Annotated in this window: 15 protein-coding genes and 1 pseudogene; 6 read left to right on the forward strand and 10 right to left on the reverse strand. The window is 66.1% G+C overall.

Going from position 1 to position 18,905, the window contains the following annotated elements:
* The first annotated feature begins 2 nt into the window (after positions 1 to 2).
* The gene (locus FJV43_RS14820; protein WP_239628011.1) at positions 3 to 740 is read left to right on the forward strand and encodes an ABC transporter ATP-binding protein; all 738 of its coding nucleotides are present in this window, start codon (positions 3 to 5) and stop codon (positions 738 to 740) included.
* Complete coding sequence (locus tag FJV43_RS14825; RefSeq protein ID WP_239628012.1) at positions 737 to 2,608, forward strand: sugar phosphate isomerase/epimerase and 4-hydroxyphenylpyruvate domain-containing protein; 1,872 nt, start codon at positions 737 to 739, stop codon at positions 2,606 to 2,608. Before FJV43_RS14820 ends, FJV43_RS14825 begins: the two co-directional genes overlap by 4 nt.
* 189 nt (positions 2,609 to 2,797) lie before the next feature.
* Here FJV43_RS14825 and FJV43_RS14830 read toward each other — a convergent pair whose 3' ends face one another.
* Positions 2,798 to 3,970: an ABC transporter substrate-binding protein gene (locus tag FJV43_RS14830; RefSeq protein ID WP_239628014.1), complete on the reverse strand. Its 1,173-nt coding sequence runs from the start codon at positions 3,968 to 3,970 to the stop codon at positions 2,798 to 2,800.
* 324 nt (positions 3,971 to 4,294) lie between these two features.
* Between FJV43_RS14830 and FJV43_RS14835 the strand changes: the two genes are divergently transcribed.
* Entirely contained in the window at positions 4,295 to 5,557 is a 1,263-nt protein-coding gene (locus FJV43_RS14835; protein WP_239628016.1) for an NAD(P)/FAD-dependent oxidoreductase, read from the forward strand.
* Between the two features lie 161 nt (positions 5,558 to 5,718).
* On the opposite strand, the gene FJV43_RS14840 is transcribed toward FJV43_RS14835, so the two are convergent.
* Genes FJV43_RS14840 through FJV43_RS14850 form a run of 3 tightly spaced genes read right to left on the reverse strand, consistent with a single transcriptional unit; the run spans position 5,719 to position 8,532 of the window.
* Complete coding sequence (locus FJV43_RS14840; protein ID WP_239629429.1) at positions 5,719 to 6,930, reverse strand: ABC transporter substrate-binding protein; 1,212 nt, start codon at positions 6,928 to 6,930, stop codon at positions 5,719 to 5,721.
* Positions 6,931 to 6,989: 59 nt separating this feature from the next.
* The gene (locus FJV43_RS14845) at positions 6,990 to 7,313 is read right to left on the reverse strand and encodes a 2Fe-2S iron-sulfur cluster-binding protein (RefSeq protein WP_061879696.1); all 324 of its coding nucleotides are present in this window, start codon (positions 7,311 to 7,313) and stop codon (positions 6,990 to 6,992) included.
* A 10-nt stretch (positions 7,314 to 7,323) separates the two neighbouring features.
* A complete protein-coding gene (locus FJV43_RS14850) occupies positions 7,324 to 8,532 on the reverse strand; it encodes a cytochrome P450 (protein WP_239628018.1) in 1,209 nt (402 codons plus the stop codon).
* Between the two features lie 83 nt (positions 8,533 to 8,615).
* Between FJV43_RS14850 and FJV43_RS14855 the strand changes: the two genes are divergently transcribed.
* Positions 8,616 to 9,122: a MarR family winged helix-turn-helix transcriptional regulator gene (locus FJV43_RS14855; RefSeq protein WP_239628025.1), complete on the forward strand. Its 507-nt coding sequence runs from the start codon at positions 8,616 to 8,618 to the stop codon at positions 9,120 to 9,122.
* Positions 9,123 to 9,531: 409 nt separating this feature from the next.
* Here FJV43_RS14855 and FJV43_RS14860 read toward each other — a convergent pair whose 3' ends face one another.
* The gene (locus FJV43_RS14860) at positions 9,532 to 11,382 is read right to left on the reverse strand and encodes a feruloyl-CoA synthase (protein WP_239628027.1); all 1,851 of its coding nucleotides are present in this window, start codon (positions 11,380 to 11,382) and stop codon (positions 9,532 to 9,534) included.
* A gap of 150 nt (positions 11,383 to 11,532) precedes the next feature.
* Between FJV43_RS14860 and FJV43_RS14865 the strand changes: the two genes are divergently transcribed.
* Positions 11,533 to 12,039, forward strand: a complete 507-nt coding sequence (locus FJV43_RS14865) for a MarR family winged helix-turn-helix transcriptional regulator (RefSeq protein WP_239628029.1) — start codon at positions 11,533 to 11,535, stop codon at positions 12,037 to 12,039.
* 195 nt (positions 12,040 to 12,234) lie between these two features.
* Complete coding sequence (gene atzF / locus FJV43_RS14870; protein WP_239628031.1) at positions 12,235 to 14,040, forward strand: allophanate hydrolase; 1,806 nt, start codon at positions 12,235 to 12,237, stop codon at positions 14,038 to 14,040.
* Positions 14,041 to 14,168: 128 nt separating this feature from the next.
* On the opposite strand, the gene FJV43_RS14875 is transcribed toward atzF, so the two are convergent.
* The 5 genes and pseudogenes from FJV43_RS14875 to FJV43_RS14895 all read right to left on the reverse strand — a co-directional run bounded on the left by FJV43_RS14875 (position 14,169) and on the right by FJV43_RS14895 (position 18,709).
* Positions 14,169 to 14,891, reverse strand: a complete 723-nt coding sequence (locus tag FJV43_RS14875) for a GntR family transcriptional regulator (RefSeq protein ID WP_239628033.1) — start codon at positions 14,889 to 14,891, stop codon at positions 14,169 to 14,171.
* Positions 14,888 to 15,283, reverse strand: a complete 396-nt coding sequence (hpxZ, locus tag FJV43_RS14880; protein ID WP_239628035.1) for an oxalurate catabolism protein HpxZ — start codon at positions 15,281 to 15,283, stop codon at positions 14,888 to 14,890. The genes FJV43_RS14875 and hpxZ overlap by 4 nt, the downstream gene beginning before the upstream one ends.
* 1 nt (position 15,284) lies before the next feature.
* The gene (locus FJV43_RS14885) at positions 15,285 to 16,679 is read right to left on the reverse strand and encodes an AtzE family amidohydrolase (protein WP_239628037.1); all 1,395 of its coding nucleotides are present in this window, start codon (positions 16,677 to 16,679) and stop codon (positions 15,285 to 15,287) included.
* A 7-nt stretch (positions 16,680 to 16,686) separates the two neighbouring features.
* A complete protein-coding gene (locus tag FJV43_RS14890; RefSeq protein ID WP_239628038.1) occupies positions 16,687 to 16,866 on the reverse strand; it encodes a DUF4089 domain-containing protein in 180 nt (59 codons plus the stop codon).
* Positions 16,867 to 16,892: 26 nt separating this feature from the next.
* Positions 16,893 to 18,709, reverse strand: a pseudogene (locus tag FJV43_RS14895) (ABC transporter ATP-binding protein).
* Positions 18,710 to 18,905: the final 196 nt, after the last annotated feature.

Below are 18,905 nucleotides of genomic sequence, written 5' to 3' on the forward strand. Positions count from 1 at the left end.
CCATGGGCGATCCGATCCTCTCGGTTCACAATCTCGTCGGCGGCTACGGCAAGATGACGATCCTGAACGGCACCACCTTCGCCGTGCCGCAGGCGACCATCACCACCATCATCGGCCCGAACGGCGCCGGCAAGTCCACCGTGTTCAAGGCGATCTTCGGCCTGCTCAGGCTGCGCGAGGGCAAGATCAGCTTCGCGGGTCGCGATGTCATGAATTGGAGCCAGCGCGCGCTGCTCAATGCCGGCATCTGCTACGTGCCGCAGGGACGCAACATCTTTCCCGAGCTGTCGGTGCGCCACAATATCGAGCTCGGCGGCGTCGCCGCCGACAAGAGCCTCGACCTGCAAAGGCGGATCGAGGCGGCGCTCGACCTCTTCCCCGCGCTACGTCGCAAGTCTACGCAGCAGGCCTCGACGCTGTCGGGCGGCGAGCAGAAGCAGCTCGAGATTGCCCGCTCGCTGCTGCTCGAGCCGAAACTCGTGCTGATCGACGAGCCCTCGATCGGCCTGTCGCCGCTGATGGTGCAGCAGACCTTCGATATCCTCAGGAGCCTGCGCGACCGCGGCGTCACGATCCTGATGATCGAGCAGAACGCCCGCTCGGCGCTCGAGATCTCGGACATCGGCATCGTGCTCGAGCTCGGCCAGACCCGCATGGTCGATGACGCAAAGCGCATCCTGAATGACCCGCGCATCGGCCAGCTCTTCCTCGGCGGGGCGATGGAGGAGAGCGCGGCATGAACAAGCGCTCGATCGCGACGGTCTCCCTCTCCGGGGCCCTCGACGAAAAGCTCCGCGCCATCGCAGCTGCCGGCTTCGACGCGGTCGAGATTTTCGAGAACGATCTGCTGTCGTTCGGCGCAGGCCCGCGCGACATCGCAAAGCTCTGCCGCGATCTCAATGTCGAGATCTGCGCATTCCAGCCGTTCCGCGATTTCGAAGGCATGCCGGAGCCCCAGCGTACGCGCAATTTCGCACGCGCGATGCGCAAGTTCGATCTGATGCAGGAGCTCGGCACCGACCTGCTGCTGATCTGCTCCAACGTGTCGCCCGCCTCGCTTGGCGGCATCGACCGCGCCGCGGACGATTTTCGCGAGCTTGGCGAGCGCGCCGCCAGGCGCGGCTTGCGCGTCGGCTACGAAGCGCTGGCCTGGGGCCGCCATGTCAACGACTATCGCGACGCCTGGGAGATCGTGCGCCGCGCCGATCATCCCGCCATCGGCGTCATCCTCGACAGTTTTCACGCCCTGGCGCCGGGCTTTCCGACCCGCGCGATCGCTTCGATCCCCGGCGACAGGATCTTTCTGGTGCAGCTTGCGGACGCGCCAAAGCTCGAGCTCGACATCCTCTCCTGGAGCCGGCACTTCCGCTCCTTCCCCGGCCAGGGCGACCTGCCGGTCGCCGAGTTCATGGCCGCGATTGCGGCGACCGGCTATGCCGGGCCGCTGTCGCTGGAGATCTTCAACGACCAGTTCCGCGCCGGCTCGGCGGCGCAGACCGCGATCGACGGGCTGCGCTCGCTGATCCTGCTGGAGGACCAGCTCGCACCGGACTGGCCGAAATTTGCCGGCGAGCCGCTGGCGCCGAAGGCCGGGAGCCGCGGCACCGGCTTCGTCGAATTCGCCGTCAACGAGACCAAGGCGAGCGAACTCGGCCGCCTGTTTTCGCAGCTCGGTTTCCGCAAGACCGGCCAGCACCGCAGCAAGGCGGTCGAGCGCTGGTCGCAGGGCAAGGTCGAGCTCGTCATCAACAGCGAGACCGACGGTTTTGCCCATTCCCACTACGTCACCCATGGCCCCGGCGTCTGCGCCATCGCGCTCGACGTCGATAATGCCGGTCTCGCCATGCAGCGTGCCGAGATGCTGAAGGCGCGCACCTTCTACCAGCCGGTCGGACCGGGCGAGCTCGAAATCCCGGCGATCCACGGCGTCGGCGGCAGCCTGCTCTATTTCCTGGATCAGGCCGGCAAGAACTGGGACACCGATTTCGAGGCGATCGCGGGCAACGCAGACAAGGACGCGCTGCTCGCCGTCGATCACATCGCGCAGACGATGCCCTATGACGAGATGCTGTCCTGGCTGTTGTTCTACACCGGCATCCTCGACCTGAAGCGATTGCCGCAGATGGAGATCGCCGATCCCAGGGGCCTCGTGCAGAGCCAGGCCATCGTCAACGCCGACCAGAGCCTGCGCTTCGTGCTCAACGGCTCCTCCGCCAACCGCACGCTGCCGGCGCGCTTCATCTCGGAGTTCTTCGGCTCGGGCGTGCAGCACGTCGCGTTCGCGTGCCGGGATATCTTTGCGACCGTTGCCGCGATGCGCAAGCGCGGTGCGGACTTCCTGGATATCCCCGAGAACTACTACGACGATATCGAAGCCAAATACGACCTCGCACCCGAACTGATGGCGCAGCTGCGCGCCAACCACATCCTCTACGACCGCGAGGGCGACGGCGAATTCTTCCAGGTCTACACCCACATCTTCGACGAGCGGTTCTTCTTCGAGATCGTCGAGCGAAGGAGCTATCAGGGCTTTGGCGCGGCCAACGCCGCCATCAGGCTCGCAGCGCAAGCCCGCGAGGTGAGGCCGATGAGCATGCCGCGGGTGTGACGGTCTTTCCCTCTCCCCTTGTGGGTGTTCAGACCGGGGAGAGGGTGGCTCGCCGCGCAGCGGCGAGACGGGTGAGGGGTATCTCTCCTCACGAACGATCCCGCGAGTGGAGAGAGCCCCTCATCCGGCGCTTCGCGCCACCTTCTCCCACAAGGGGAGAAGGGGCTACGTCGCGCGTGGCTGCAATTGTTACTTCATCTTGCACTTGTCGTGGAAGCGATCCTGGTCGTTCTCGACAATGGTGGCGACGGTCTTCAGCGCGAGCTGGCCGTCGGCGTCCTTGACCACGTCCTGGAGATAGAAGTTCTGCACCGGGATGTGGTTGTTGCCGAACTTGAACGCGCCGCGCACCGACTTGAAGTTGGCCTTCTCCATCTCCGCCTTCATCGCGTCCTTCTTGCTGGTGTCGCCCTTCACCGCGACCACCGCGCTGTTGATGAGCTGGGCGGCGTCATAGGACTGCGCACCGTAGAAGGTCGGGCGCAGGCCGGGATACTTCTTGCGATAGTCGGCGACGAAGCGCTTGTTCTGCTCGTTGGGGAGGTCGTTGACCCATTGCTGCGCGCCGGGCACCCCGAGCGCGTTCTCCTTCTGGAGCGGCAGCGACAGCTCGTCGATGGTGAAGGCGGTGTAGAGCGGCATCGTGCTCTTCAGTCCGGCCTGCGCATATTGATTGAGGAACTGCACGCCGGCGGCGCCGGGGTAGAACACGAAGATCGACTCGGCGCCGGAGGCGCGCGCCTTGGAGAGCTCGGCGGAGAAGTCGAGCTGGCTCGGCCACACCGTGTATTCCTCACCCACGACCTGGCCCTTGAAGGTGCTCTTGACGCCGGCCAGCATGTCCTTGCCGGCGGCGTAGTTCGGGCCGATCAGGAACACCGACTTGACACCCTTCTGGTTCATGTAGGTGCCGACCGCCTGCGGGGTCTGGTCGTTCTGCCAGGAGGTCGAAAACACGTAAGGCGAGCACAGCTCGCCCGCGAGCTGCGACGGTCCGGCATTGGCCGAGATCAGGAAGGTCTTCGAATCGACCGCGGTCTTGAGCGAAGCGAGCAGCACGTTCGACCAGATATAGCCGACGATGAAGTCGACCTTGTCGGACTGCACCAGTTTCTCGGTCTTCTGCTTGCCGACGTCGGGCTTCTGCCCGTCGTCCTCGTAGATCACCTCGACCGGCTTGCCGTCCATCTTGCGTCCGAGATGATCGAGCGCGAGCTCGAAGGAATTGCGCATGTCGTTGCCGATCACGGCGGTCGGGCCGCTGAAGGTCGAGACGAAACCGATCTTGATGGTGTCGCCGGCGAATGCCTGATTTGCCAGCACCAGCGCCGCTGCGCCTGCCAGCCAAAATGCCGTCCTCATAACCACTCCCCTCCTTATTATATTATCGGTCCCGGAAACGGATGATCGCCGCTCCGGGCCTGTTTCTATTGAACGCAAAATCTGTCGAGCCGCCAATGGCTCAGCGCCCGCCCTGCACCATATTTCGCCTCAATCAGCGATGGCAAGAAATATAATTCTACTCACTTCGGCCGAGGCCAGCCCAGGGCCGGTCCGGGGCTGCGGCGCTTTTTCGCGCCAGATCGATACATCAGGCCTATGCGGCGATTGATGACGGCTATTGGACCGCGGCGCCCAAACCGCACTTAAATGAAGGTGAGCAGCAGCGAGATTCGAGGGTGCATCATGGCCGCAAATTCCCATCGCGTCGTCATCGTCGGCGCCGGCTTCGGCGGGCTGGAAGCGACCTACCGGCTTGCGGGCGCGGGCGTCGAGATCACGCTGATCGACCGCCGCAATCATCATCTGTTCCAGCCGCTGCTCTACCAGGTCGCGACCGCCTCGCTTGCGACCAGCGAGATCGCCTGGCCGATCCGCCATCTCATGCGCGATCGCCGCGATGTGACGACGCTGTTTGCCACCGTGAGCGGCGTCGACACGGCGCGTCGCTGCGTGCTGATCGACGACGGCAGTGAGGTGCCCTACGACACGCTGGTGCTCGCCACCGGCGCGCGGCACGCTTATTTCGGCCATGACGAATGGGAGCAGTTCGCGCCCGGCCTGAAAACGCTGGAGGATGCGACCACGCTGCGCCGGCATATCCTGGTGGCGTTCGAGCGCGCCGAGCGCGAGACCGATCCGGAGAGGCGCGCGGCACGGATGACCTTCGTCATCGTCGGAGCCGGTCCGACCGGCGTCGAACTCGCCGGCACCATCGCCGAGATGGCGCATCACACCCTGCCGGGGGATTTCCGCAACATCGACACGCACAAGGCGCGCGTCGTGCTGATCGAGGCGGGCCCGCGCGTGCTCGCAGGATTTCCGGACGACCTTTCGGCCTATGCCCAGGCCTCGCTGGAAAAGATCGGCGTCGAGGTCGTGCTCGGCCAGGCCGTCACCGAGATCAATCGCGAGGGCGTCGTGTTCGGCGGCAAGCTGCTCGAGGCGAAGACCCGAATCTGGGCCGCCGGCGTGCGCGCTTCGCCCGCGGCCGAATGGCTGGGCGCCCCCAGCGACCGTGCCGGGCGCGTGCAGGTCGAAGCCGACCTCACCATTCCCGGCCATCCCGAGATCTTTGCGATCGGCGACACCGTCAGCATCAACGCGTGGAACGGCACGCCGGTGCCCGGCATCGCACCGGCCGCAAAGCAGCAGGGCCGCCACGTCGCCGAGACCATCAAGGCACGCCTGCGCGGCGCTGCGACCGGCCCGTTCCGCTACAAGCATGCCGGCAGCCTCGCCCAGATCGGCAAGCGGCTGGCGGTGATCGATTTCGGCCGCATCAAGCTGCGCGGCGCCATCGCATGGTGGATCTGGGGCATCGCCCACATCTACTTCCTGATCGGCCTGCGCCACCGCCTCAGCGTTGCGCTCAGCTGGCTCTGGATCTACGCCCGCGACCAGCGCGCCGCGCGGTTGATCACGCAGGGATCAAGCAAGGTGGTGTAGTTTTTTCCTTCTCCCCTTGTGGGAGAAGGTGGCGCGAAGCGCCGGATGAGGGGCTCTCTCTCCACTCGCACGATTGCCCATGAGGAGAGAACCCCTCACCCGGCTTCGCTTTGCGAAGCCACCCACAAGGAGAGAGCGTGCAGTTGCGCGCCTGGCTATAGCTACTTCACCAGCTCACACCCGCCTTCCGTCAGCGGACGGAACGCCTGCTCCGCCGGAATCGTCGAGACCAGCCTGTAGTAATCATATGGATATTTCGACTCCTCCGGCTTCTTCACCTCGAACAGGTACATCGGATGCACGACGCGGCCGTCCTGGCGGATCGTGGTGTCGCCGAACAGCTTGTCCTTGCCCCTGAACTTCTTCATCTCGGGCACGACGTTCCTGGCATTGTCGCTGCCGGTGGCTGCGACCGCATTGAGATAGGCGAGCGTGGAGGCGTAAACACCGGCCTGATTGCCGCTCGGCATCTTGCCATTCATTCCGGGCCGGGCGGCGAAGCGCTTGGCGAAGGCGCGGGTGTCCTCGTTCATGTCCCAATAGAAGGCTTCCATGAGCTGGAGCCCTTGCGCGACCTTGATGCCCATGCCGTGGATGTCGTTGATGAAGAGCAGGAAGGCGACGAGCTTCTGGCCGCTCTGCTGGATGCCGAACTCGGCGGCCTGCTTCACCGCGTTGATGGTGTCGCCGCCGGCATTGGCGAGCCCGATCACCTGCGCCTTGGAGCTCTGTGCCTGCAACAGGAAGGACGCGAAGTCGGAAGTGCCGAGCGGATGCTTCGAGGAGCCGAGCACCTTGCCGCCGTGTCCTTCGATGTACTTCTGCGCCTCCGCCTCGATGCCCTTGCCGAGCGCATAGTCCACCGTGAGGAAATACCAGTCCTTGCCGCCGCGCGACATCATCGCGGCCGCCGTGGTGTTGCCGGTCGCCCAGGCGTCATTGACCCATTGGATGGTGTTGGGCGAGCAGGCCTTGCCGGTGAGATCCGAGCTTGCGGTCGAGGACGCCAGGAACGTCATGCGGCTGTCGCGCAGCAGGGCATTAATGGAGAGGCCGACGGCCGAGTTCGGCACGTCGACGATGGCATCGACGCCTTCGACGTCGAGCCATTTGCGGGCGATGGCATTGCCGACATCGGCCTTGTTCTGGTGATCGGCATAGACGATCTCGACCTTGATGCCCTTGCCGCCGCCGTTGAAATCCTCCGCTGCCATGCGCGCGGCCTCGACCGATCCCATGCCGTTGGTGTCCTGGAAGATGCCGGAGATGTCGTTGAGCACGCCGATGCGCACGACATTGTCCGATATCTCGGCATTCGCCGCGCCGGTTACCAGGCTCGCGGCCAGCGCGAGCGTCCATTTCAGACGTTTCATCATTTCCCTCCCCTGTTTGGTCGATTGCCGCGCCGGTCTCTGCCGGCGCGTTTGAAAAGTCAGACCTGCCGTTCGGGCAGCCTCAGCACCAGCCCATCGAGTGCGGGCGTGATCTTGATCTGGCAGGACAGCCGGCTGTTCGGCCGCCGCTCGCTCGCGGTGCCGTCGAGCAGCGCGTCTTCGTCATCCGCCATCGCGGGCAGGAGTGCGAGCGAGCCGTCGTCGACATACACATGGCAAGTGGCGCACATGGCGTTGCCGCCGCATTCGGCCAGGATGCCGTCGAGACCGTGGCGGGTCGCGGCCTGCATGGCACTCTCGCCGTCGCCGGTCTCGACGCGGTCGGACTTGCCGTCGGGATGAATGAAGGTGATGGCGGGCATGAGCTCCTCGTCAGGCCGGGGTGATGGTGACAGGCAGGCTGTCGAGCCCGCGCAGCGTGTTGTTGAAGCGGCGCTTCGGCTCGCCCGTGATCTCGATCTTGGCGATCCGCCGGGCCAGCGCCGTCAACATCACCTCGCCTTCGAGGCGGGCGACGAGCTGGCCGACACACATGTGGATGCCGGAGCCAAATCCGACATGGCCGGAGGTGCGGCGGGTGATGTCGTAGCTCTCGGGCTCGTCCCAGCGGCGGGGATCGCGATTGGCTGCGGCGAGGAACATCAGCACCTTCTCGCCCTCGCCGATCCGCGCGCCGGAGAGCTCGACATCGCGCGTGGTGGTGCGGAAGAAGGTCTGCACCGGGCTCTCGAAGCGCACGGCCTCCTCGAAGGCGCCGCGGGCGAGCGTGAGATCCTGGCGCAGGCGCTGCCATTGATCCGGGAAACGGGCGAGGCAATAGACCGCGGCCCCGATGCCGTTGACGGTGGTGTCGAGACCGGCCGACAGCAGTGAGCGCACCAAGAGCGGCGCTTCGGTCGCCGTGATGGCGCCTTCGTCGACCTGCGCATGAATGCAGGCCCCAAAGCCGCCCGGCGCCAGGTTCTCGCGCTGGCACTGCTCGGCGACATAGGCCTGGTGCGGTGCCGAGCGTTCGATCGCCTCCTGGCGCAACTGGTTGGGTGGACCGAAGGCGTTGAACACCACGCTGGCATAGGGAATCAGATGCTCCCGCCCCTCCGGCTTCAGGCCGAGCGCATCCGGAAAGATCGAGAGCGGATAGGCTTCCGCAAGATCCGTGATCGCATCGAAGCTGCGCTTCTCCAGCAGCGCATCGACCCGCGCCTCGGCCGCTGCGGCAAAGCGATCGCGGACCTGCTTCATCACGGTGGGCGACAGCACCTTTGACAGCACCGCGCGGGTGCGGGTATGCGCCGGCGGATCGGCCTCGAGGATCAGGCTCGGCGGCCGCCACGGCGTCTCCTTCTTGAAGTCGGACAACCCGACGCCGCGGCTCGAGCAGAAGGTCGCGGGATCGTTGAGAACGGCATGGACCTCGGCGTAGCGCGCGACGGCATACACGTTCCATCTGTCGAGATAGACCACGGGGCCCGCTTCCCGCAGCACCTCATGCGTGGGGTAGGGATCGGCAAAAAACTTCATGTCGAAGGGATCGACGTCGAGATGCGGAATGCCTGATTCAGCGGGGCCGGATGCGGTCATGGAAGACCTCCCTCATTTTGATCTTGTGAAAGGGGAGCGCATGCCCTTAGGTCAGCGGGCCCGCCGCGAGTCAGAAACCCGATATGCCGCCGTCTTCGACCAGAGTCCGCCAGAAGCCCGCGCCCACGGATGTGGGACCGACGCTCGACCTCGACCGTTACGTCCCGGCGTTCATCACCTTCATCGCCAACAAGCTCTCGAACAGCGCGACCGCGTTCTATCAGAAGCAGTTCGGCGTCAACGTCACGGAATGGCGAATCATGTCGCTGCTTGCGATCGAACCCGGCATTCCGGCGTCGCGAATCTGCCACGTCATCGGCTTCGACAAGGGGCCGGTGAGCCGGACATTGGCAGGACTGGAGAAACGCGGGCTGGTGTCGATCCGCACCGATCCGAACGACGGCCGCACGCATTCGATCTCGCTGACGGCGAAGGGGCGCGCCACCCACGACAAGGTGATCGTCGCTGCGTTCGAACGTGAGCGGCGGCTGCTGTCCTGCCTCAGCAAGGACGAGCGCGAGGCGCTGATCGAACTGCTGCGCCGGCTGCACGAAAATCTCGGCGCGGTGACAGGCAGCACCGAGGTCTGACGGGTCGCGCGCGGGGCGCAATCTCCTGTCAGCTCCGGGCATGCGCCGGCATTTGCCGGCGGCACCACTTCTGCCGCGCATTGTTTCCTCCAGAAAAGACGCGGCGGTTTGCTCGCCGTCATCCGTGCCTGGAACGGTTCGCATAAATTAGTTGCTTAGGCAACAAAAGAATCGGAAATATGTTGCGGCAGGGTGGCTGGGCTAGTTTACGGGCCTGGATCCCCGTGTCCCGGACGCGCTGCAGCGTGAAACGCTGCTGCGCAGAGCCGGGACCCATGCGGCCGCGCTGCACTCGGATAGATGGGGCCCCGGCTCTGCAGCGCATCACACCGGACGATGCTTCGCATCGCCGGGGCGCTGCGCTGCGTCCGGGGCACGAGAGCTTCCGAGTGGAGAGAACCTCTACTCCTTACGGACCAACCCACTCCGCCGACGCATCATCGTTCAGCCGCGCCACCGCATCGGCCCGGCGCGTCAGCACGGCGCGCTGATTGATATAGCCCTTGTCGGTGATCTCGCCACCGTCGACGGACGGCGGGTCGGCGAGCAGCAGCGCGCGCGTGGCGTGGCCGGAGGAGTTGCCGCTCTGCTGTTTCAGCCTCGCCAGGCCCTGCGCGATCGCGGTTCTGACCTTGTCATGCGCCAGCACGTCGTTCACAGCGGCCGTCTCGGGGAGCCCGGCATGGGCACGGCAGGCTGCGATGTTCGGAAACACCAGGAAGCGCACCTCGTCGCCGCCATGGCCGGTGACGACGATGTCCTGCGCGAGCGGCGCCAGCGCGGCGATGCCGGCGACGCGCAGCGTGCCGACACTGACCCAGGTGCCGGAATTGAGCTTGAAGTCTTCGGCAACGCGGCCGTCGAAGAACAGGCCGCGCTCGGGCCTGCTCGCATCGGCAAGCTTCACTGCATCTCCGATCAGATAAAAACCCTCCTCGTCGAACGCCTGCCTGGTCAGCTCCGGCGCCTTCCAGTAGCCCGGCGTGACGTTGGGGCCGCGCACGCGGACCTCCAGCTTGTCGCCGGAGCCGACCAGCTTCAATTCGGTGCCGGGAATGGGCACGCCGATGTTGCCGGAGCGTTCGGCGAGGAAATGACAATCGGTGGCGAGCGGCGAGGTTTCGGTCGAGCCCCAGGCCGAAACCATCGGCAGCGGACGGCCGACGGTCACGATGGAGAGCTGCTTCAGGGCATCCCAGAGATTCTGCGGCAGCGCGGCGCCGGCATAGAAGGCGAATCTCACCTCGCCGAAGAAGCGGCGGCGCAGTTCTTCGTCGCTGCGCAGCGCCGCGATCAGCATGTCGAAGCCGCGCGGCACGTTGAAATAGACCGTCGGCATCACGCTCTTCAGATTGGCGAGCGACGTCGCGAACAGGCCGGGGGCAGGCTTGCCGCCGTCGATATAGAGCGAGCCGCCATTGCGCAGGACGAGGTTGAAATTGTGGTTGGCGCCGAAGGTGTGACTCCAGGGCAGCCAGTCGAGGATGACGAGATTGCCGGGGCCCTCGCCGAGAAAAGTCCAGGTCTGAGCCTTGGCTTGCTGACTGGAGGTCAGCATGCGCTGGGTGTTGATGACCGCCTTGGGCGTGCCGGTCGAGCCTGACGTGAACAGGAGTTTCGCGACCGTGTCCGGCGTGAGCGCGGCAAAGGCCCTTGCGACGTCGGGCGTCTCGGGCGTTGCCGCAACGGTGCGGAAGGCGAGTGCGCCATCGTCATCGGCATCGCCGCTGATGATCTGAGCCTGGTGCAGCGGCGCGATAGCTGCGAGCGCTGCCGCGAATGGCTTGGTCGCGGAGACGTAGATCGCGCCCGGCTCGAGCAGCGCAATCATGCTCTTGAGCTTGTCGAAGTCTCTCGACATCAGCGAATAGGCGGGCGAGATCGCGGCCGATGGCACGCCCACATGCTGGGCGGCGAGCGCGAGCAGCGCGTGATCGATGCTGTTGTCGGAGAGTATCGCGAGCGGGCGCTCTGCGCAAAGGCCCTGCCCCAGGATCCAGGACGCGGCGGCGCGCACCTTCCGCAACGCCTCGGCATAGGTGACGGTGATCCAGGGCGCTTCGACATTGCCGCGTTCGGCCAGGAAGATCGCATCGGGCGTTCGCCGCGCCCATTGCTCCAGCCAGTCGCCGACGCAACGGGCGCTATTGCGCAACGGATCCGGCGATCGCAGCACGATGCTGCCGTCGGCGCGTTGCTCTGCGATCGTCCTTGGTGCTGCGAACAGGCCTGCAACGTCACCATCTGGGGCGACTGTCATGTGTTTCCTCCTCCGCCCGGATATGGGATCGGCCGCAGCCTCGTCCGGGCCGCTTTGGTGATAATGTTGGGCATGGCAATTGTTGTCGTCAACAACAATCTTTCTCTCGAGGCCGCGAGGCGCTAGGGTTGCGCGACAGGAGAGACCGACGTGACAGCCAGCGCAGCCCGGGCCGACAGCCGCCCCTCCCCACGCAAGCGCGCCGGCAACGGCGCCGCACCTCGCGACGTCGCCGACGATGTCGGCCTCGACGCGCTGGCCGGCCACGCCGGCTATGCGGTGCGGCGCTTCCAGATCTGGATCTTCCAGGACTTCATCAAGACGCTCGCCGACGCCGACATCCGGCCGACGCAATATTCGGTGCTGACGGTGATCGGCGCCAATCCGGGCCTGTCGCAGATGGCGGTGGCCAAGCGCCTCGGCATCGAGCGCGCCCGGCTGGTGCATCTGCTCGACAGCCTCGAACAGCGCAAGCTGGTGAAGCGGATCAAGTCGAAGGAGGACCGGCGCTCCCATGCCTTGCACCTCACGGCGCAGGGCGAGACCGCGCTGGCGAAGTTCAAGCGGCTCGCGGCCGAGCACGAGCGGCACGTCGAGGCGAAGATCGGCAAGGAGAACAGGGCGCACCTGCTCCGGATCCTAGCCGGCTTCACCTGATCTCGACCCGCCCATGATTTAGGCAGATGCACGTCACGGGTCGCCGACGCGTCCGTTCACGCGCCTGCCGAAATATCCGCCAACCCGCTGATTTTACGATAATATCCGAAGAAATCGTCCTGCCCGGATAATGTACACAATGGCACATCGCTTGCTTCACTCCGGGTGAGGACATGTTGCCGGAGTTTTGTCGCCATGGGGGCTGAGCAGCCTGAAACGATCGCCGCGATTGTGGCCGCGCACCGCGCGGGCACGCTGACGCCGGCGCAGACGGTCGCGCGGGCCTATCAGCGCATCCGCGACCACAGTGACCCCGCCGTTTTCATCAGCCTGCGCGACGAGAAGGACGCGATCGCGGAGGCCGAACGTCTCGCCACGAAAGACGCCACCGGCCTGCCGCTCTATGGCGTGCCGGTCGCGGTGAAGGACAATATCGACGCGCTGGGCTTTCCGACCACGGCCGCTTGCCCGGCCTTCTCGTACACGCCGGCGCACGATTCGACCGCCGTGGAGCGCCTGCGCGCCGCCGGCGCCATCATCATCGGCAAGACCAATCTCGACCAGTTCGCAACCGGTCTCGTCGGCGTCCGTTCGCCCTACGGCATTCCCAAAAACTCGATCCGCGAGGATCTCATTCCCGGCGGCTCGAGCTCGGGCTCGGCGGTCGCCGTCGGCGCCGGGCTGGTGCCGCTGTCGCTCGGCACCGACACCGCCGGCTCCGGCCGCGTGCCGGCGATGCTCAACAACATCGTCGGGCTCAAGCCGAGCCTCGGCATGATCTCGACCGCGGGTCTGGTGCCGGCCTGCCGCACGCTCGACTGCATCTCGGTGTTCGCCTTGACGGTCGACGACGCCGCCCTCGCGCTGTCGGTGATGGCGGGGCCGGACAAGGCCGATCCGTTCTCGCGCGACCGGCCGCTTGGCGCGATCACGCCGATGCCGCCAAACTTGCGCCTGGGCGTGCCGCGCAAGGGGCAACTGATCTTCTTCGGCGACAAGAACGCGGAAGCCGCTTACGGCGATGCACTGAAGCGATGGACTGCGCTTGGCGCCACATTGGTCGAGTTCGACCTCGAGCCGTTCTACGAGACGGCGCGGCTGCTGTATGAGGGGCCCTGGGTCGCCGAGCGCTATCTCGTGATCAAGGACCTGCTCGCCTCCGCGCCCGACACGATCCATCCCGTGACGCGCGAGATCACCGTCGCCGGCGCGCGGCTGACCGCGGCAGAGACCTTCTCGGCGCTCTATCGTCTGCAAGGGCTTCGCAAGATCGCCGAGCGTACGTTTACCAATATCGACGCGCTGGTGCTGCCGACGGCACCGACGGCCTACACGACCGCACAGGTGCTCGCCAACCCGATCGAGCTCAACAGCCGTCTCGGCACCTACACCAATTTCGTCAACCTGCTCGACCTCTGCGGCCTCGCCGTACCCGCATCGATGCGCAGCGACGGCATTCCGTTCGGCATCACGCTGCTCGCGCCCGCAGGACGCGATGCGCTGCTCGCCAGCATCGGCCGCGCCTTCCATGCGGATACCCAGCTGACCGTCGGCGCGAGGGGGACGGCGCAGCCGCCGCTAGCAGCGCTCGCTACCGGCAGCAGCGACGAGATCCCCATCGCGGTCGTCGGCGCGCACCTGTCCGGCATGGCGCTGAACGGTGAACTGACGGCGCTCGATGGGCGCCTGATCGAGGTCACCAAAACCGCGCCGGATTACAAGCTCTATGCGCTGCCGACCACGCCGGCCAAGCCGGGCATGCTCCGCGTCGCAGCCGGCAAGGGCACCGCGATCGAGCTCGAGATCTGGTCGCTGTCGCCGTCGGCCTTCGGCAGATTCGTCAACGCGATTCCGGCACCGATGGCGATCGGCACCGTTCGCTTGGCGGACGGCCGCAGCGTGAAGGGCTTCCTCGTCGAGCCGGAGGTGCTGGGCGAAGCGCGAGACATCACTGCGTATGGCGGCTGGCGGAAGTTCATGGCGGAAGCTGCGACGGGGTGATCGGCCTCGTGTCCCGGGCGCAGCCGTAGGGTGGGCAAAGCGAAGCGTGCCCACCATCTTCATCAATTAGGAAACACGTGGGCACGGCGCTTTGCGCCTTTGCCCACCCTACGGCACCGCGTGTGCGGCTACACCGACACCGCGTAGATCTCGTACTCGCCGCGCACCAATTCGATATGCGCGCGCATCGCCGCTGCCGCACCTTGCTTGTCGCCGCGCATGATGGCGACGACGACGCGATCGTGCTCGGCATGCGACTTGGCGAGACGGCCGAGATTGCGGAACTGGGCGCGGCGAAACGGCTGCACCCGGACGCGGGTGGCGAGCGTGATCTCGGCGATGTAGCCGTTCTGCGAACCGGTATAGATCGCGTTGTGGAAGCGCTCGTTGACCTCGTGGAAGCGCTCGGGATTGCCGGTGTAGCTCAGCACCCGCAGCTCCTCGTGGATGGCCTCCAGACCGTGACGCTCGGCCGCCGACATGCGTTCGGCGGCAAGACCTGCGCACAATGCCTCGAGCTCCGCCATCGCCTCGAACATGCCTTTCAGCCGCTCGACGGATGGCTGCGCCACCACTGCGCCGCGATGGGGCCGTGCCTCGACCAGCCCGCTCGCCACCAGCTGGCGCAGCGCCTCGCGCACCGGGGTGCGCGAGACGTTGAAGCGCCGTGCGATGTCGGTCTCGTCCAGCGGGGAGCCCGGCGCCAGCATCCCGCGCACGATCTCGTCGGCAAGTTGAAGACGCAGCTCCTCTGCGCGCGTGACCTTCTGCACCGATGGCAGTGCCCGGTCGACGCGGGGCACCACCGGCTCGGCCGGCAATGTTCCCCGCGGAAGATCATCAAGCGTCATACGGTCTCTTTCGGCTCGTCGATGATGCTGACATGGGCCGCGACGACGCGCCAGCCCTCCGGGAAGCGAATCCACGTCTGCATCTGCCGGCCGACCTTGCCGGGCGCCGTGTCGCGATAGAACAGGGTGGAGGCCACGGCCGTGTCGCGGCCGTAGCTGGTGATCACCGTCCTTGCGGTGCGCCGGTTCAGCCCGACCGGCGAGCGGGCGGCGCGGAAACCGGAGATCGCCTCATAGCCGTAGAGGTTCTCGCCGATGCCGTAGCGCAGCGTGCGGGGGTCGTTGCGGAAGAGCTCGCCGAGCATGGCGACGTCGTTGCTGACGAGGGCCTGCTCATAGCGCTCGAACGCGGCTCTGACTTCCGCGATCACCTCGGGGAGATCGATCTCCATCTCAAAATCCTCTTGGCGCGGGCGCAGCAACGACGCCCATCTTCTCCAATGCGTGCGCGACGCGCAGCGCGATGTCCTCGCGCCAGGGCGCACAGATGATCTGCACGCCGATCGGCAGCGGCTCGAGCGGCACCGGCACTGCAACGACCGGCAGGCCGATGAACGAGATCGGCTGGGTGTGGATGCCGATATTGGCGCGCACCGGCAGCTCGACGCCGTCGAGGTTGAAATTCACCTGACCTAACTTTGGCGCGATGCAGGGCGTCGCCGGCGCCAGCAGCACGTCGACCGTTTTGAAGATCTCGGCAAGCTGCGCGCGATACCAGCGGCGGAATTTCTGGGCGCGATCGACCAGCGGCGCCGGCACCATGGCGCCGGCGATCAGCCGGTCGCGTACGGCCGGATCGAAATCGTTCGGGCGCTTGCGCAGACGATCGAGGTGCAGCGAGGCGCCTTCGGTGGTGGTGATGACATAGGCCGCGGCGCGGGCGCGCGAAGCTTCAGGCACGTCGATGACTTTCGTCGCACCAAGCGCTTTGGCAACGCGGCCGACGGCTTCGACCGCTTCCGGAAACACGTTCGTCTGGAAGTGACCGCCGGCAACGGCGATGCGCAGATCCGAGACCGGATTGGCGAGCAGCGGCAGCGTCGGTTCCAGCCCACGCGTGGTGCAGGCGGCATCGTCCGCATCCGGCCCCTGCATCACGTCATAGGCGAGCGCGAGATCGGTGACGGAGCGCGCGAACGGGCCGAGATGATCGAGGCTCGCCACGAACGGGAACGACCGCGCCCGCGACAGCCGGCCGTAGGTCGGCTTCAGGCCAAAGATGCCGCAGAACGACGACGGCACGCGGATCGAGCCGTTGGTGTCCGAGCCGAGCGCGAGCGGAACCAGCGCGCCGCCGACGGCGCTGCCCGAGCCGCCCGACGAACCGCCGCTCATCCGCGTGGTGTCGTGCGGATTGCGCGAGGGGCCGTCGTGAACATTCTCGCCGGTGAAGTCGTAGGCGTATTCGCCCATGTTGAGCGCGCCGACGAGGACCGCGCCGGCCGCCTCCATCCGCTCGATCAGCGCCGCATCGCGCTTGGCGGGCGCGAGGTCGCGGTTGATCTTCGAGCCCGCGCGGGTGGGCAGGCCCGCGACGTCGAACAGGTTCTTCACCGCGAACGGCACGCCGGCGAGCGGGCCGACTTTCTTTCCCGCCGCAATATCGGCGTCGATCGCGCGTGCTTTCGCGCGGGCACGCTCGGCGGTGACGTCGGTAAAGGCGTTGAGGATGCCGTCATGCTGCTTGATGCGCGCGAGCGCAGCTTCGGTGGCATCGAGCGCGGACATCTTGCCGCCTGCAACCGCACTCGCGATCTCGGAGGCCGTCATCTCTGGCTTGGCGGTCATGGCGGCGTCAGGCCGTAAAGACGGGCGCCGGCTCAGTCTCGTCCGGCAGCGCGAATTCGTCGACGAGGCGGGCGAGCCGCAGCGAAACCTCGAGGTTGGCGCGCACCGCGGGCCTCCAGGCCTCCTCGAGCGGCAGCGCCAGCGCTTTCGATACGGCGTCGATATAGTCGTCCAGGGGTTCGGGCATCACGCTCTCAAACAATCCGTGCGCTCTTAGTGTGTCTGCAACGGCGGATGCGGAATCGCCGTCAGCAGCTCCTTGGTGTAGTCGTCCTGCGGATCGCTCAGGACCTGCTCGGAAGAGCCTTCCTCGACGATTCGACCCGTCCGCATCACAATGACACGATCGCACAACAAGCGCACCACATTCAAATCATGCGAGACGAACAGATAGCTCATACCTAGCCGCGCCTTGAGGTCCTGCAGCAGATTGAGCACCACGGCCTGCACCGAGACGTCCAGCGCCGCCGTCGGCTCATCCAGGATGACCAGCTTCGGATGCAGGGCAATGGCCCGGGCGATGCCGACGCGGGCCTTCTGGCCGCCGGACAATTGGTGCGGGAAGCGGTCGAGCAGGTTGTGCGGCAGGCCGACCATGGTGGCCAGTTCCTCGCAGCGGGCGCGGAGCGCGTCGCGCCCCTTGATGTCGCCCAATTGCATGATCGGGTCGGCGATGGCGCGCGCAGCGGTGAAGCGCGGGTTGAGGCTGTCGGTCGGATCCTGGAACACCATCTGGATGCGGCTGCGCTGCGGCAGGCGGGCAAAGGCCGATGGCGCGATGCCGGAGATCGCCTCGCCGTCGAACTCGATCAGTCCGGAGGTCTGGTCGAGCAGGCGCATCACCATCATCGACGTCGTCGATTTGCCGCAGCCGGATTCGCCGACGAGGCCGACGCTCTCGCCATGGCCGATCGAGAAGCTGATGCCGTCGACAGCGCGGAACACGTCGGGCTCGACCGGCGGCTTGCGGCGGAACAGTTTTCCGAGCGTGGCGGTCGCGCCCTGGCGGGGATATTCCTTGACCAGCTTGTCGACGAGGAGGAGGGGGGTCTTCTCGCTCTCCACGCTTGCGGGGTGAGAGGGACTCTCCGCGAGCACGATGCTTGGAGAGTTCCCCTCACCCGCCGCGCTCTGGGGCGCAATTGGCTCGCGGCGGCCTCTCCCCGCGTGCGGGGAGAGGCGAAGGGAACCGCCGCCGCGGGTTCATCTTCCGGCAGCAGATCGCGCAAGTTCACGCCGAGCCGCGGCGTCGCGCGCATCAGCTTCTTGGTGTAGGGGTGCTGCGGATTGGCGAAGATGTCGGCGGCGTTCGCGGTCTCGACCACCCGGCCCTTCTCCATCACGACGACACGGTCGCAATAGGCGGCGGCGAGGCCCAGGTCGTGCGTGATCAGGATGGTCGACATTGCGCGGCGCTTCGTCAGTTCGACGATCAGGTCCATCACCGCCTTCTGCGTGGTGACGTCAAGGCCGGTGGTCGGCTCGTCCGCGATCAGGAGCTGCGGATTGCAGGCGAGCGCGAGCGCGATGACGACGCGCTGGCACATGCCGCCCGAGAGCTCGAAGGGATAGGCGTGGTAGCGCTCGCGCGGGCGGGCGATCTTGACCTGCTCCAGCGCCTCGATCGCCTTCTCGCCGTGATCGGCCACCTGGGCCTGCTGCACATGGGTGCGCAGCACGTCCTCGATCTGGTCGCCGACTTTGCGGATCGGGTTCAGCGCCGCGCGCGGGTTCTGGAAGATCATCGAGACTTCGCGGCCGCGCAGGTCGCGCATCTGGTCTTCGGTCGCGGCCTTCACGTCGATGCCGGAGAACATCACCGAGCCCTCGGCGATCCGACCGGCGCGGTCGAGGATGCGCATCACGGCATAGGAGGTCACCGACTTGCCGGAGCCGGACTCGCCGACGATGGCGAGCGTCTCGCCCTTGGCGACGGAGATGTTGACGTGCTGCACCGCCTTCACGATGCCGCGGCGGGTGGTGAACTCGACGGTGAGGTCCTGGACGTCAAGCAGAGGCTGGGCGGTCATGAGGGCCTCCGCATCAAAAAGGTCGAAAACAACCCCATGCACAGTAGAATGAGATTGATTTCATTGGGGAATTTCGGACAGAAATTCGCGTGTGAGGGAGGCACCGCTCTCGCATTCCCTCCCCCCTTGCGGGGGAGGGGCAGGGAGAGGGGTGCAACACGGGGATTCTCTCCGCATGCGAACACCGCGGCATCCG

It is taken from the genome of Bradyrhizobium sp. I71 (assembly GCF_022354745.1).
GTDB lineage: Bacteria > Pseudomonadota > Alphaproteobacteria > Rhizobiales > Xanthobacteraceae > Bradyrhizobium > Bradyrhizobium liaoningense.